This window comes from Flavobacterium xizangense, assembly GCF_054075145.1.
On the sequence record NZ_JBSIPG010000304.1, the window covers coordinates 1 to 239 of the forward strand.

General features: G+C 50.2%; 1 protein-coding gene. It reads right to left on the reverse strand.

Annotation, left to right across the window (positions count from 1 at the left end; translation table 11 throughout):
- On the reverse strand, positions 1–239 hold a 239-nt coding region (locus ACWA1B_RS23540; protein ID WP_456911112.1), incomplete at both ends, for a hypothetical protein.

Sequence of the window (239 nt, forward strand, 5' to 3'; positions counted from 1 at the left end):
GAGCAGATCGTGGCCGTCGTTATGATTTTTGAAGGCTTCGGAGTCACTGTCAAATGAAGTTCCTGATCCGCCGTGCAGCCGTTGTTCAATATCGGATAAGTGCCCCCAACGGTATAGTCAACTGAGTTTGCAGACCATGTATAAGTCTCCCCCGAGCAGATTGTGGCCGTCGTTATGATTTTTGAAGGCTTCGGAGTTACCGTCAACTGAAGTTCCTGATCCGCCGTGCAGCCGTTGTT